A 13655-nucleotide genomic window follows, 5' to 3' on the forward strand; every position below is an offset into this window, starting at 1 on the left:
AAAAGAAATTATGAAACGCTGTACCAGTTGTAAAAAAGGTGTGCTCAAACCAGTTGTCATTGAGCAGTTGTTTCGTGCACATACCTGCTCAAGTTGTGGTGGGAACTGGATTCTGGTTGAAGACTATCTGACTTGGAAAAGAAAAAATCCCGAGTATAAGTTTTCCGATAATATAGCTGTGCTAAATGAAATCGTGGCTGAAGATACCAAGAAAGCTATTTTATGTCCGGTAACAGGCATGATCATGCAGAAGTTAAAAGTTACTGCGGCTAGTGAACACCGTTTAGATTATAGCCCTACAGTTGGTGGTATTTGGCTGGATAAGGGAGAGTGGGAGCTTCTGAGAGCTGAGGGGCTTGCTGCTTCTTTGAACTCATTGGTTACCCATGAGTGGCAGAAAAAGGTTAGGGATACTAGGGCACAAGAGACTTTTTCTGAGGTTTATAGAAGCAGATTTGGCGAAGAACTATATGACAAAGTAAAAGAAATTCGAGAGTGGTTACATTCCCAAGAAAAGAAAGCAGATATTTTTGCCTATTTGACCGCGAAAGATCCTTATTCTGCCGAACGATAATTGCTATTTGTAGAGTATTTTAATTCTGGGAATAATATATTCTTCTTCCCTTGGCGAATTAGGAGTGCTCTGAAAAATTATTTTTTAGTTGAAATAGTTCAGTCCAAGTGAATAGAAGTATTCTTTTTACCTTCATATTTTCTAGAGTTCAACCCAGATTAATATTTTGATTATAATCTAAAGATTGATATCCACAGCAATGCTAAATAGCTTAAGAAAAAATTATAGAGTATATATAGCTATTGTAAGAAAACATCTTAACGAGTCACTGGCTGTTTTCAGCATAATAAGATCAAATATAAAGTATAGTAAACTCAATCATATTCTCGCCGGATTAATAGCAATATATTTTAGATCTCTACTCTATTTGGGGGCAAAGGGTATTGGTTTCAACCATTTTAGCTTAACCCCAACCTGAACCGGGAGCCTGATCTAGGTCATTTTTAAAATGAAAATTACTGATATGTAATACCTACTATGGTGCTAAATACTCGGCTTTCTGGCAGATTATGAAATCAATTAAAGGGTAAATCGAAGATAATGTGAAAACCTTTAAATAAAGTATAAAACAGACCTATATACATGAATATCCAAGCGAATAATGGCAGTTCAGAATGATCATCCTTAATTTCTTTTTGCTTTTTAACTGAAATATCCAAATCTATTACTTCCGTATTTATTGGGAATTTCATGTAGGTTGAGAAAAAGTGTGTTTCATCAGGGGCGAGAGTTTCTTGCCTTGGATAATTTTCTGGGCCTGAAAATTCACCATTACCATAAAAATCAATATCTACGGTTAGATCATTCAGGTTAATATTTGTTATATTGGTTACTTGAAGTTGAAATTTAAAAATCTTTATTTGTTCTTCTTCATCACGGTCGATTTCACTTGCAAGTATATGGTCTACGTGAATTAAATCAGAATCATAATTTAAGTTTATATCTTTCTCTTCTAATGTCTTATTTTTATTTGTTCTTTGGCCTAGCTTGCGGCGACTTCCTTTGTGAGCTCCTGTGTTAGAAGTTTTTAATTTTCTCTCCTTGTGAGCATTTCTTGTCCTCGATTTTTCATATGTCAATGAGACTTGTTCGCGTTTTGAGTTCTCCAGAGAAAGGTTTTCATGGGGGCCGTTACTATCATTATCACTTATGATAAATGCAGGACACACGTATCCAGCAATCAACCCGATGATGACACCCCACCAATCAAACAACCCATAACCAAAAAGTGCGAATACAAGTGCTAAAAATGGGGCTAATGATAGATATTTTTTGTCGTAAGATTTAGATCGATTACAGTAAGGGCAAACCTCTCCGGAAAATGGAATGTCTTTACCGCAGCCAGAGCAATGCATACCTTATCCTTGGAATTTTTTTCTTAAGTTTGAGATTTTATATTCGATATCCTGAATTACGCGACGATTCTATACTTCAGGAGTGAGTGCTAACCAGCAGCATGTTGAATAACTTAGAATACTCAAAATTATAAGAAAAAAATAATATTAATCAATAGTTTAGTAGAACTTCTTTTAGTGAATAATTTTGGGGTTGTTGAAAAACTATATGGTAAAGAGGAGCGATACCTCTAATGTTTAGAAGTTGAGATTAATTTTGATCGTTAAGATCTCTTTTAAAAGTAGGCTTTAGGAATGCTTGGTATCAAGTAATGTTAATCTGACGGATATCTAGTGATTTTGTGGTGTGGGTATGAAAAAGAAGATACACACATACTCTTTATGTTTCTACTAAAGAAGAAAAATGCAAGCAAGACATTTGGTTAGGCAACATGACTCCTCGCATAAAGAAGTTGCCGACAATGTTAGTGTCTATTTTGAAATCATTGAAAATGGTATCGAGCGTATTTTGCTCATGGTGCTAAAGAAATTTCAGCAAAAACTCCTGGCCAAAAGCCTGGAACGGGCTCCTTACTCACTGAAGAATAGGAGAGGATCATCAAGCAATCGATTATCCATAGACACCCAGATCAAATAAAGATGACTTATTCACTCTGAACGAGATAAGCATCTTTAGATGCTGATCAAGAAAAAATTTAAGATTAAAATCGATATCAGAGCTATCGGTGATCTACTAACTCACAAGGGATTCACACTACAAACACCTCTAAAAAGTGCTTATGAGCAGTGCCCAGTTCAGAAAATATCTTAGTTGTAGGCGGAGTATCCAAAATTCAGAATATGGCGAAAAAGGAATAGACTGATATCGAGTAGGGTAATTAACTCCCATTGTCAGTATGGGTGAGGATATGCCTCTAAAGGACGAATACCTGTTATTCAACTTAACGTTAAACGCGCTTCATGCAAAAGTGGTGAGAGCTTGGTTGAAATTTCGAGTAAATTAGATAAAGGAATTCTATCCAGTTCTATATTTACCGGCACCTAATCCAGTCTATATTCCTGCCGGGATAATAACTAAGATGTGCTGAACGAAGTAGTGGTTTAATGTACCAAAAAACTATTTTATGTCCGGCATCTGGCATGATTATGCAGAAATAAAAAATTACTGCGGCTAGTGAACACCGTTTAGATTATAGCCCGACAGTTGGTGGTATTTGGCTGGATAAAGGAGAGTGGGAGCTTCTGAGAGCTGAGGGGCTTGCTGCTTCTTTGAACTCATTGGTTACCCATGAGTGGCAGAAAAAGGTTAGGCATACTAGGGCACAAGAGACTTTTTCTGAGGTTTATAGAAGCAGATTTGGCGAAGAGCTATATGACAAAGTAAAAGAAATTCGAGAGTGGTTACATTCCCAAGAAAAGAAAGCAGATATTCTTGCCTATTTGACCGCGGAAGATCCTTATTCTGCCGAGCGATAATTACCAGTTTTGTAGTGATGTTACTCTGGGAGCATGATTCATTTTTGTTTCCTTTAGCTGAGTAGTTGATGTTTATGTGCTATTTAAGTCGCTAATTGAAATGGCGCATCAATACTCTTTTTTTGATGTCGTCTTTAAAGGCTGAATCGTCATTTAAATCATCCGTATCTGGGTTTTATAAACTGATCTATTAATAATGGAAAAAAATTGCATAAAATTGATAAAAGATTCTCAATTTTTTTCGTTAGGATTCTGGAAGCGCCTTTGAAGATTAAAATCTGGATGTTAACCTGATTAAGGTCGTTAATTTGGTTTGCTGCGACAACTAATATATAAAAATAACTAGGTTAGGAAAATGACTATCAAAAAAATTCTATTAGCGAGTTCTTTGATTTTTGCCTCCTCTTTAGCTGTACCGGCTTTTTCTGCCAATCTTGTTTGCCAACTAAATGTTAAGCCTGGTGGCCATGTAATGGGTAATGGCACTTCCCACTGTAATGGAATAGATTTCAGTTTTGGAAGCTCCACTTCTGGAAGTTGGAGTATTACCAATATCTCTAAATCTATTGATCGGGTCCATTGGGTAAAAGGCTGTAATTCTGGGCTGTCATGCGGTGTGACAGTCAGAGCTTATTCATCCAACGAGGCGCAGGCCTATATCCATTACAAGGATGGAAGTATCGAATATGTAACAGCCAACATGTGGTACGAAACTGGGCATTAAGTTAGTAGTACGGCGCCGATTGTTCTATCGGCGCTTCTATTTACCAGTGGACATCTACTTAACCAGATAATACTCGCGTCGATTTTCTCACTTTAAATACGTGGCGAACCCTCTCATCATCGGCTTTTATTAAAGCCATGGAATACAAGGACTATTACAAGATTCTCGGTCTGGAGCGGAACGCTGATCAGGCGGAGGTCAAGCGTGCCTATCGAAAGTTGGCACGTAAATACCACCCCGATGTCAGTAGTGAGAAGGATGCCGAGGAGCGCTTTAAAGAGGTGAATGAGGCCTACGAAGTACTTAAGGATCCAGAGAAACGTGCGGCCTATGACCAGTTAGGTAGTGGCTTCCAGTCCGGCCAGGATTTCCGGCCGCCCCCTAATTGGGATCAGGGGTTTGAGTTTCACGGTGGTGGTTATACCGATGCCGATAGTGAGGCCTTCAGCGATTTCTTTGAGAGCTTATTTGGGCGAGGCGGATTTAGTCAGGGCTATGGCGGCAGGCAGCGGCGCCAGTACAGTGCTCAGGGGGAAAACACCTATGCGCGAATCGCCATAGATCTGGAAGACAGTTATCGCGGCAGCAGTCGGCAGATTACCCTTAAACACACGGTGTTGGGGGAGGATGGGCGCCCGCAACTGCAGGAGCGCACACTAAACGTCAAGATTCCAAAAGGGATTACTGAAGGTCAGCAAATTCGTCTGGCCGGGCAGGGTGAAGCAGGCATTGGCGGCGGTAAACCCGGTGACCTTTACCTCGAGATCATGTTCAACTCTCACCGTCTCTATCATACCGAGGGCCCAACGGTTTATCTGGACTTACCCATGGCCCCTTGGGAGATGGCCTTGGGGGCCAAAGTACAGGTACCAACACCGAGCGGGCCCCTGAAAGTTACCATCCCTGCCAATAGTGATAACGGCAAGAAGCTTCGCCTCAAGGGGCGGGGAATCCCCGCCAAACAACCTGGTGATATGTACATCGTGCTGCAGATAGTTACCCCCTCTGCCACTAGCGATGCTCAGCGCGAGGCCTATCGCCAATTCAGTAAGGCCTTTGACTTTAATCCGCGCCAATCCATGGGGAGCTGATAATGAGAGTTAGAAAGGCCGAACAGGTCACCGGTGTGCTGCTTGATGAAGAGAGTGAACTGAGTTTGAGCGAATTGTGCCGCGCCTGTGAGCTTCCTGCTGAACGTATATTGGCACTGGTGGAGGAAGGTATTATCGAGCCACGTGCGCGCAAACCCCGCTGGCGCTTTAGTGGTATTTGCGTGCGCAGGGTTCGTCGTGTCTACACGCTGGAGCGGGATCTTGGAGTCAATCTTGCCGGTGCTGCGCTGGCGCTGGAATTACTTGAAGAGATAGAGCGGTTACAAGCACAGCTGGCGCGATTAGAACAGCGGCGAAAACGTTAGTGTTTATTCATGGCTGGCTTGTAACAGTGGACCAATGACTTCAATTTTCTCAATCCAGATAACACCGTTGTAATTCTTAGGCAGGAAATTTAAATCCTCTGGTCGGTAGATAGCGGTAAGGCCGCCCTTTTTATCTCGATGATCCAGCACTATGACTAAACTGCCGCTTTGGGCTACCCGGTCGATAAATCGGTTCGGCCAGCCCCAGAGTGCCCAATGCCAGGTATTGGGTGCCATAACAATACTGTTGCGGCAAGCCTCGGGGATATAGCCGCTCCACCCAATCAGCAAATATCCCAGTGCACAACCTTTTGCGCTGTCCCTACTGAAGGCCAAAGCTTTGGGCCTTAACTCCCGTATTCTTGCGATTGGGAGGGGGCCGCCGTAGACCATTAAGCGGGAATCGGAGAGTAGTTGGTGTTGGCGTAAATAGTTATTGAGTAGGTCTGCTTCATTGGGGTCATTACTTTTTATATTGATCAGGAATTGTCGATCTGGGAAGTGTTGCAGAACTTCTTTCAATGTGGGTAGTAGGCCAATGCCCTGGCCGCGAAAAGGGAAGCTTTTTCCGCCATCGAAGGTGTACCCATAGCCGATATCGAGTTTCTTTAGGTCAGTGATGGCATGCTTCCGAGTGACGCCTCTTCCATTTGTACGGCAATCCAAAGTCCAGTCATGAAATACGGCAAATTCACCGTCGGTTGTGGGATGGATATCGAGTTCGACAATATCCGCGCCATGCGCAAATGCTGCTTCCATGGAGGGAATGGTGTTTTCAAGATAGCGGTGCTCAGGCTGGAATATGCGAATAGCCGTACAATCGTCACGCCCTAGATTATCGCGATTGTAGGTTTGGTAGACACCGCGATGGGAAATAAGAACGGGCTCGCCCTGGGGTGTTGGAGCCAACCAGGAAGCATTTAATAGGTAAATAGCTCCAAAGCCGAATAAAGAACCCAACATGCCAACTTTGGCAAAAAAGCTCCGCCTCATAAAAGCATCTCCGTCATTATTTCCCTTGAGGTGCTGCCAATACTAGCTGGCACTGGTCTGGAAGAACGGGCTTTTTGGGGGCAAATTATGGCGAATTCAGGCGGTAAACTTGGGGTGGTGTGAAGCCACCCCAAGTACGGTCAAAGTGCGGCTTTAGTAATGGTGGTGATGAGGTAGCCAGTGTAGATAAGGTAAGCTGTCAAAAGAGCACCGCCTTCCCAGCGGTTGATTCGACCCTGGCCACGAAAGCCATAGGCGAAGACAAATAGGGCCAGGGTCAAGCCGATCACCATGGGCCAGTCTCTGGTGAGTACTTCCGGTGGCACACTGGACATGGGAGCGATAGTGCCGGCAATCCCCACCACGGCCAGCAGATTGAACATATTCGAACCCACCACGTTGCCTATCGCAATATCGTGTTCGCCTTTGCGCGCGGCTACTATGGTGGCTGCCAGTTCTGGTAGAGAAGTACCGAGGGCGACAATAGTAAGGCCGATAATCAGGTCGCTAACGCCCAGCGATTCGGCGATGGTCACTGCGCCCCAAACCAACAACCGCGAGCTGACAATCAGAAGTACCAAGCCGGCGATTACCCAGAACAGAGCCCGGCCCAGGGGCATGGCGTGTTCTTCCAGCTCCTCAGCGACCTCACCTTCCAGATTATCGCCTTTGCCGCGCAGGGCGGAGAATACACTCCAACCGATCAAGCCGAAGAAACCCAGTAACAGAATGATTGATTCCCAGCGCTCCAGCTTGTCATTCCATAGGAAGGCGCCACTCAGAAGAGTGATGGCCATTAATAGCGGCAGCTCTTTGCGCACAATTTTCGAATGTACGCTCAAGGGAATTATCAGGGCGCTGAGGCCAAGGATCAGGCCGGTATTGGTGATATTGGAACCATAGGCGTTGCCCAGGGCCAGGCCGGGGCTACCATCCAGCGCGGCAATGGCTGAAACTACCATCTCAGGGGCAGAAGTACCGAAACCGACAATCACCATGCCGATCAACAGCGTGGGCATACCGGCGTGCTTGGCTGTGGCAGCGGCGCCTTCCACGAAGCGGTCAGCACTCCAGACCAGCACAATAAAGCCGGCGATAATGGCGAGAGCGGCGAGAAGCATAGGCAGTCCTCAAAAGATACAGGCGGATTGGGGCATGGCCCGACAAACGGTCAGCGATTGTACCGGCTCTCGGCGTCACAATCAGTGAATTGCTGAAAAGGTAGGCGCGATATCTGTAAAAAATCGAAAGTGTCCCGCCAGTCAGATGGTTCCGCTGCCAGTGTGGGCTACAGTCAATGCATGGCCCGGTAAATCTACGGGATGGCTGAGAGGCTCTGTGCCCCGGTGCGAAGCCCGCTCAGTTGGTGGAGATGTCGGGTATGTTTACGCGGGTCGCACAGAGCCATGGGCGGCGGATTCCGCGACATCCATGTCACCGGCCACTCGCCGGCTAGTTAGGAGGCCTATATGCAATTCAAAGCTTCAATCGGAATACTGGCGGCTGCGCTGGTGCTGACCCTCTCCGCTTGTGAACAGAGGAAAAAGGAAGAGTCCATGGACAAAGGCGGTATGGGCACTGCTGAAACCGGGTGCTGCCAGCATGCAGAAAGTGCCTGCGCCGGGGATGTTACCAAATCCCAGTGCGACCAGATGAGCGGCAAGTTTCATAAAGAGCATATGTGCCGCACCGATACCGGCAAGTGCGCTCGTAAATAGCATCTGCTGCTGAGGGTGCGGTACAAGCCTGTGCTGCGCCTCTCATTCTCACCTGAATCGCTTATCTAGCGGTCCTTTTTACAATTCACGTGAATGCATAATCCCCTCATGTTCAGTGACTGAATACTGCCTTTGGGTACGTATTCCTGGCCCCCTTGACATTAGTTACATCTGCAACTAACTTCCTTTGCGCTAGAAATTAACCAGCGCGCAGCCCCGATAAATGGCGCCGCGATGATAAGAGACGGAGGACTGCATGGCCGACTTATTTGAGAACCCGATGGGTTTGGATGGCTTCGAATTTGTAGAATTCACTGCGCCGGAGAAAGGCATTCTCGAGACTGTGTTTAGCGCCATGGGCTTTACTAAGGTGGCCAGCCACCGCTCTAAAGCCGTGGAGTTGTGGCGCCAGGGTGATATCAACTTTGTCACCAACTACGAGCCCGACAGCCACGCCTACTACTATGCCCAGGAGCATGGTCCCTCTGCCTGTGGCCTGGCCTTCCGGGTGAAAGATGCCAAGTTTGCCTACGAAGAAGCTCTGCGCAAGGGCGCTCAGCCGGTAGATGTACAGACAGGCCCGATGGAGCTGAAACTGCCGGCTATCAAGGGTATCGGCGGTGCGACCCTGTACCTGATCGACCGCTACGAAGATGGTGAGTCTATCTACGATATCGACTTTATCTGGGAAGAGGGCGTTGACCGTCGTCCGGAAGGTTGCGGCTTCCACACTCTGGATCACCTCACCCACAACGTGTATCGCGGCCGCATGGATTACTGGGCCAAGTACTACGAAGATCTGTTTAATTTCCGCGAGATCCGTTACTTCGACATTAAAGGCGAATACACCGGCCTGCTGTCCAAGGCGATGACTGCACCGGATGGCAAGATCCGTATTCCGCTGAACGAAGAAGCAGCTGGTGGTGGCGGCCAGATCGAAGAGTTCCTGATGAAGTACAACGGCGAGGGTATCCAGCATATCGCCTTTGCTTGTGATGACTTAATTGCCTGCTGGGATCGCCTGAAAGAGCGCGGTATGGAGTTTATGACCCCGCCGCCGGACACTTACTACGAAATGCTGGAAGAGCGCCTGCCAGGGCACGGCGAACCTACCGAGGAATTCCAAAGCCGCGGCATCCTGTTGGATGGCACCACTGAGGGCGGCCAGCCGCGTCTGCTGCTGCAAATTTTCTCTGCCAATATGCTCGGCCCGGTATTCTTTGAATTTATCCAGCGCAAGGAAGACGAAGGGTTCGGGGAGGGCAACTTCAAAGCCCTGTTTGAATCCATTGAGCGCGACCAGCTCAAGCGTGGCGTCATTAAAGAAAAGGAATAATAACGGAGGCTTCAATGGGCATTAAGCGCATTCACCACGTGGCTTATCGCTGTAGGGACGCCAAGGAGACAGTGGAATTCTACCGCGATCTTCTCGGCATGGACTTCCAGTTGGCCATTGCCGAAAACGAGGTACCCTCAACCGGTGAGCCGGACCCTTACATGCATGTCTTTATGGACGCGGGTATGGGGAATGTGCTTGCCTTCTTCGAAATCCCCAACTCCCCGGAGATGGGGCGCGATGAGAACACACCCAAATGGGTGCAGCATATCGCTTTCGAAGTGGAGTCCATGGAAGAAATGCTCGCGACCAAAGCGCGATTGGAAGCGGCCGGGGTCGACGTACTCGGCCCTACCAATCACACGATTTTCCAGTCGATCTACTTCTTCGACCCCAACGGTCATCGCATTGAGCTGGCTGCCAATACCGCCAAGCCTGGTATGCACAAAGAGCTGAAGCGGGTTGCTGAGGATATGTTGGAAGAGTGGTCGCGTACTAAAAAAGCCCCAAGGCACGCCGCCTGGATGCACGGGGAAGAAGAATTTGTGGAAAAAACTGAAGGGGAGGCACAATGAAGTTAGCCAGCCTTAAATCCGGCCGCGATGGCCAACTGGTTGTTGTTAGCGATGATCTTACCCGTATGGTGCCAGCCGGCGATATTGCCCCCACCATGCAGAGTGCGTTGGACAATTGGGCAGCCGTCAATGGTGAGCTGGAGAAGCTGCACGAGCGTTTGCACAACGGTGAGATTACTGGTGAGCCATTCGATCAGAGCTTGTGTGCATCGCCTCTACCGCGCGCTTATCACTGGGCGGATGGCAGTGCCTATGTGAACCATGTTGAGTTGGTGCGCAAAGCCCGTGGTGCCGAGGTGCCTGAGAGCTTTTATAGCGATCCGCTGATGTACCAGGGGGGCTCCGATACCTTCCTGGCCCCGCGCGAGCCGGTGACCATGCCGCAAAGTGAGGGCTTTGGTATCGATTTCGAGGCGGAAATCGCCGTAATCACCGACGATGTACCCATGGGAGTATCCGCCGAGGATGCGCTCTCCCATATCAAATTGGTAATGTTGGTGAATGACGTCTCCCTGCGTGGATTGATTCCTGCGGAGTTGGCTAAAGGTTTTGGCTTCTACCAGTCCAAACCCTCCAGTGCTTTCTCACCGGTATGCGTGACTCCAGAGCAGCTGGGTGAAAACTGGCGAGAGGGCAAATTGCACCTGCCACTGGTCTCACAACTGAACGGTGAGAAGTTTGGTGAGCCCAATGCTGGTGTGGATATGACTTTCCACTTTGGCCAGTTGATCGCCCACGCGGCGAAGACCCGCCCACTCTGTGCGGGTACTATTATCGGTTCCGGTACCGTATCCAATAAGCTGGATGGCGGTCCCGGCAAACCGGTGGCAGAGGGTGGGGTTGGCTACAGCTGTATCGCTGAGATCCGCATGATCGAAACCATCCAGAATGGTTCACCTAGTACACCGTTTATGGATTTCGGCAACACTATCGCTATCGAGATGTTCGATGGTGAAGGTCAGTCTATTTTTGGGCGTATCGAGCAGACAGTGGAGAAGGTTTAATATCACCTTCTTGCCACAGTTTATTTCGTAAAAAAGGGGCAACCGTTAGGTGGCCCTTTTTTATTTAGATACCTTTTGTTTAGATTCCTTTTATTTAGACCCCAAGCCGACGCATGGAAAGTAATGGCATTTGCCGCCGTATATTGGCCAACTTTTCAGCTTCCAATGTGGCAGTGATGACTGCTTCACCCTCGCCGGCTTCGGCCAGGATTTCACCCCAGGGATCAATAATCGCGGAATGTCCCCAGGTACGTCTTTTCTCCGAGTGGGTCCCCCCCTGATTGGCTGCAATTACAAAGCAGCCGTTCTCAATCGCACGTGCTTGCAACAGGGTCATCCAGTGTGCCCGCCCTGTGGCGTGGGTAAATGCCGCAGGCACCAAAAAAATCTCAGCACCGGCTATGGCTAGCTGGCGGTAGAGTTCGGGAAAGCGCAGATCAAAACAGATACTGAGCCCCAGAGCCCCCCAGGGCGATGTCGCCACACAGGGCTCGTTGCCGGGTTCAATACTGGCGGATTCACGATAGCTGCCGGTAGCGTCCTCAACTTCCACATCAAATAAATGTATTTTGTCGTAGCGAGCCAGCAAAGCGCCTTGATCGTCGAATAGCAGGCACGCTGAGCGGCTGCGCTTCCCCTCAGTAGGGCTACCGTCGGCTCGCTCCAGTAAGGGTATCGAGCCTGCGACCAGCCAGATACCCAGCTCCTCTGCCCAATTTGCAAGTGCGTGTTGAATGGGTTGTCTATCTGCATTGGCTTTACCAGAAATGCAAAAAGGTTCGGCCACGGAAAAACTACCTTTATCCGAGAAATGCGCAAAGTTTTCCGGCAGTAGTATCAGTTGCGCGCCGTGCTCGGCAGCTTCCACAAGTAGTTTGTAGGCCTGTGAGAGATTATTTGTAACGCTCTCGCCACTGACCATTTGCACTGCTGCAACACAAAGGCTTTTCACTAAGGGTCTCCTTTTTCTCCAGTTTTATTACGGAGTATTGATCAAGCTAAAACCTGATAATGAGAATGAAATGTAACAGAGTGATAATTCTCACTTTGCTAGCCCCACTTATCTTGAGGCGAACTTTGGAGAGGGTGAACCCCATATTGGTTTGATAAGTTCTTTTTAGTGTAGATCCAGTTTCTTAGGGGTATGGCTACTGAAATTTCTCAATAGTTTTCTGCAAAAATTTCCCTCTCCATTTTTTCTTTATACTTTTTAAGCAATTAAAAAACTGGGTGGTTTTGTATATGGTCTTAGCAGAAATGGTAATTCCGAGGGAAAGCCCTACCAATTAAAATTTCAGCAGTAATTTTTAGACTCTTACTATCTGTTTTTATCGTGGTTGAACAAAAAAATACCACTATAGCCAATAAAATTTGGCCAGCACCACTTAAAACCTCCCTTCAAAATAAGCATTTATGCGGCCTGGAAAAAGAGTGCCAGAGTCGATTTAAAAAGCTTTTCTATTTCCTGTTGGCGCTGAAACTTTTCTGCTTCAATGCCGGCCCAATCTGATAAGTGGCGTAGAAAAATTCCACGAAATTTTTAAAAGGGATTTTAAAAGCGCTTTTCTTGCCTAGTAGAAGTGAGAGAATAAAAATGCCTATTTGGGTCGACAAAACCATTCTTACCGTAACTGGTACACGTGTACAGCCCGTGCAACAGGCGGTGCCCAGATATAATGGAGTAATTGTCAAGGACTTTAGCCAATGCTTCGATCCGGTGAAGGGGTTGATCACCATGCATGAAGATACTGCTGGTGGTGTGTGTGAATCCCTCTCGGCTTTTTGGATGAAGTATCACTCTGAAGGCGGTACTTTGTGGAGCTGGTTATACCCCAATAACACGCTCGATGAGCGCCATCTCTATCATGTGATGACTTTACAACAGGCAGGCATGCACGATGATCAGGATCGGATTACCGAAGCTTGGTTGGGGGTGCAAAACCTGTATCCTGTCAGTCAGAATATTTTTGGGGGGGCTTTCCCCAATGGGCGTGGTGGTAATACGATTCGTGGTATTAATAATCCGCGTAGAGCCAATGGGCAGAGCGGTTTGTTCTCTCCCAATGCTTTGGCTCGGGAAATTATTCTCGATCAAACGGGCGGAGCGGGCTGCTATAAAAAAATCAGCCTGGATGGCACTTTCGCCGGTCACACCATGGCTGCCTGGGTGGCGCAAGACATCGCCTTCTTTGATCCGAACTTTGGCGAATTCTGGTTTGAATCCCGCGCTTCTTTCTTTAATTGGTTTACCCAATCCTTCTGGTATCAGTCCATGTATTCCGCCGGTTTGAGTGGCGGCTTTGCTATTCGCTCTTATGCGCGCAGGGGCTAATTAGTCACCGATAGTGTGGGAGCTGTAGCCACTGCGGCTCCCACAGTCCTCTTAATTAACACCATTTTATGTAATCAATCTTCAACCACCTCGTCCTCAAGTCACGAACTATCTCGGTTTCAGGGTCACGGAAAACAATCTTGCAGTGTGT

15 protein-coding genes are annotated in these 13655 nt (G+C 47.3%); 11 read left to right on the forward strand and 4 right to left on the reverse strand.

Translation table 11 applies throughout. The features are described from left to right. The first annotated feature begins 10 nt into the window (after positions 1-10). Entirely contained in the window at positions 11-574 is a 564-nt protein-coding gene (locus ACJJIO_RS10435) for a TFIIB-type zinc ribbon-containing protein (protein ID WP_444910937.1), read from the forward strand. Positions 575-1089: 515 nt separating this feature from the next. Here the strand turns inward: ACJJIO_RS10435 and ACJJIO_RS10440 are convergent. Then, positions 1090-1929: a hypothetical protein gene (locus tag ACJJIO_RS10440; RefSeq protein ID WP_444910938.1), complete on the reverse strand. Its 840-nt coding sequence runs from the start codon at positions 1927-1929 to the stop codon at positions 1090-1092. 403 nt (positions 1930-2332) lie between these two features. Here ACJJIO_RS10440 and ACJJIO_RS10445 point away from each other — a divergent pair, with 403 nt between their 5' ends. The 5 genes from ACJJIO_RS10445 to ACJJIO_RS10465 all read left to right on the forward strand — a co-directional run bounded on the left by ACJJIO_RS10445 (position 2333) and on the right by ACJJIO_RS10465 (position 5546). Next, positions 2333-2566, forward strand: a complete 234-nt coding sequence (locus ACJJIO_RS10445) for a hypothetical protein (protein WP_444910939.1) — start codon at positions 2333-2335, stop codon at positions 2564-2566. Between the two features lie 39 nt (positions 2567-2605). Continuing rightward, on the forward strand, positions 2606-2740 hold the full coding sequence (locus tag ACJJIO_RS10450) for a winged helix-turn-helix domain-containing protein (protein WP_444910940.1): 135 nt from the start codon (positions 2606-2608) through the stop codon (positions 2738-2740). Positions 2741-3760: 1020 nt separating this feature from the next. Next, the gene (locus ACJJIO_RS10455) at positions 3761-4129 is read left to right on the forward strand and encodes a hypothetical protein (RefSeq protein ID WP_444891645.1); all 369 of its coding nucleotides are present in this window, start codon (positions 3761-3763) and stop codon (positions 4127-4129) included. Between the two features lie 137 nt (positions 4130-4266). Next, entirely contained in the window at positions 4267-5220 is a 954-nt protein-coding gene (locus tag ACJJIO_RS10460) for a DnaJ C-terminal domain-containing protein (protein ID WP_444910941.1), read from the forward strand. A 2-nt stretch (positions 5221-5222) separates the two neighbouring features. Beyond that, on the forward strand, positions 5223-5546 hold the full coding sequence (locus ACJJIO_RS10465; protein WP_252084074.1) for a chaperone modulator CbpM: 324 nt from the start codon (positions 5223-5225) through the stop codon (positions 5544-5546). Between the two features lie 3 nt (positions 5547-5549). Here ACJJIO_RS10465 and ACJJIO_RS10470 read toward each other — a convergent pair whose 3' ends face one another. After that, positions 5550-6539 (reverse strand): glycerophosphodiester phosphodiesterase family protein, encoded by a 990-nt coding sequence (locus ACJJIO_RS10470; RefSeq protein WP_444910942.1) that lies wholly within the window; start codon positions 6537-6539, stop codon positions 5550-5552. Between the two features lie 140 nt (positions 6540-6679). Further along, complete coding sequence (locus tag ACJJIO_RS10475) at positions 6680-7660, reverse strand: calcium/sodium antiporter (RefSeq protein WP_444910943.1); 981 nt, start codon at positions 7658-7660, stop codon at positions 6680-6682. 348 nt (positions 7661-8008) lie between these two features. Between ACJJIO_RS10475 and ACJJIO_RS10480 the strand changes: the two genes are divergently transcribed. From ACJJIO_RS10480 to ACJJIO_RS10495, 4 genes are all read left to right on the forward strand, one after another. After that, entirely contained in the window at positions 8009-8257 is a 249-nt protein-coding gene (locus ACJJIO_RS10480) for a hypothetical protein (protein ID WP_252084077.1), read from the forward strand. 256 nt (positions 8258-8513) lie between these two features. Then, on the forward strand, positions 8514-9593 hold the full coding sequence (hppD, locus tag ACJJIO_RS10485) for a 4-hydroxyphenylpyruvate dioxygenase (protein WP_444887697.1): 1080 nt from the start codon (positions 8514-8516) through the stop codon (positions 9591-9593). Positions 9594-9607: 14 nt separating this feature from the next. Beyond that, positions 9608-10168, forward strand: a complete 561-nt coding sequence (locus ACJJIO_RS10490; RefSeq protein ID WP_444887698.1) for a VOC family protein — start codon at positions 9608-9610, stop codon at positions 10166-10168. Then, positions 10165-11172: a fumarylacetoacetate hydrolase family protein gene (locus ACJJIO_RS10495; protein WP_444910944.1), complete on the forward strand. Its 1008-nt coding sequence runs from the start codon at positions 10165-10167 to the stop codon at positions 11170-11172. Before ACJJIO_RS10490 ends, ACJJIO_RS10495 begins: the two co-directional genes overlap by 4 nt. 94 nt (positions 11173-11266) lie before the next feature. Here the strand turns inward: ACJJIO_RS10495 and ACJJIO_RS10500 are convergent, their stop codons facing one another. Next, entirely contained in the window at positions 11267-12124 is an 858-nt protein-coding gene (locus ACJJIO_RS10500) for a carbon-nitrogen hydrolase family protein (RefSeq protein ID WP_444910945.1), read from the reverse strand. A gap of 642 nt (positions 12125-12766) precedes the next feature. On the opposite strand from ACJJIO_RS10500, the gene ACJJIO_RS10505 reads away from it, so the two are divergent. After that, positions 12767-13504: a YopT-type cysteine protease domain-containing protein gene (locus tag ACJJIO_RS10505; protein WP_252084082.1), complete on the forward strand. Its 738-nt coding sequence runs from the start codon at positions 12767-12769 to the stop codon at positions 13502-13504. Positions 13505-13655 lie beyond the last annotated feature (151 nt).

It is taken from the genome of Microbulbifer mixtoriginis (SeqCode) (genome assembly GCF_052467235.1).

Bases quoted from the DNA above. Each gene is read 5' to 3' on its own strand.
- ACJJIO_RS10465 (WP_252084074.1), top strand. From the start codon at position 5,223: ATGAGAGTTAGAAAGGCCGAACAGGTCACCGGTGTGCTGCTTGATGAA.
- ACJJIO_RS10445 (WP_444910939.1), top strand. From the start codon at position 2,333: ATGCAAGCAAGACATTTGGTTAGGCAACATGACTCCTCGCATAAAGAA.
- ACJJIO_RS10460 (WP_444910941.1), top strand. From the start codon at position 4,267: ATGGAATACAAGGACTATTACAAGATTCTCGGTCTGGAGCGGAACGCT.
- ACJJIO_RS10505 (WP_252084082.1), top strand. From the start codon at position 12,767: ATGCCTATTTGGGTCGACAAAACCATTCTTACCGTAACTGGTACACGT.
- ACJJIO_RS10475 (WP_444910943.1), bottom strand. From the start codon at position 7,660: ATGCTTCTCGCCGCTCTCGCCATTATCGCCGGCTTTATTGTGCTGGTC.
- ACJJIO_RS10480 (WP_252084077.1), top strand. From the start codon at position 8,009: ATGCAATTCAAAGCTTCAATCGGAATACTGGCGGCTGCGCTGGTGCTG.
- ACJJIO_RS10490 (WP_444887698.1), top strand. From the start codon at position 9,608: ATGGGCATTAAGCGCATTCACCACGTGGCTTATCGCTGTAGGGACGCC.
- ACJJIO_RS10470 (WP_444910942.1), bottom strand. From the start codon at position 6,539: ATGAGGCGGAGCTTTTTTGCCAAAGTTGGCATGTTGGGTTCTTTATTC.
- ACJJIO_RS10435 (WP_444910937.1), top strand. From the start codon at position 11: ATGAAACGCTGTACCAGTTGTAAAAAAGGTGTGCTCAAACCAGTTGTC.
- hppD (WP_444887697.1), top strand. From the start codon at position 8,514: ATGGCCGACTTATTTGAGAACCCGATGGGTTTGGATGGCTTCGAATTT.
- ACJJIO_RS10440 (WP_444910938.1), bottom strand. From the start codon at position 1,929: ATGCATTGCTCTGGCTGCGGTAAAGACATTCCATTTTCCGGAGAGGTT.
- ACJJIO_RS10450 (WP_444910940.1), top strand. From the start codon at position 2,606: ATGCTGATCAAGAAAAAATTTAAGATTAAAATCGATATCAGAGCTATC.
- ACJJIO_RS10495 (WP_444910944.1), top strand. From the start codon at position 10,165: ATGAAGTTAGCCAGCCTTAAATCCGGCCGCGATGGCCAACTGGTTGTT.
- ACJJIO_RS10455 (WP_444891645.1), top strand. From the start codon at position 3,761: ATGACTATCAAAAAAATTCTATTAGCGAGTTCTTTGATTTTTGCCTCC.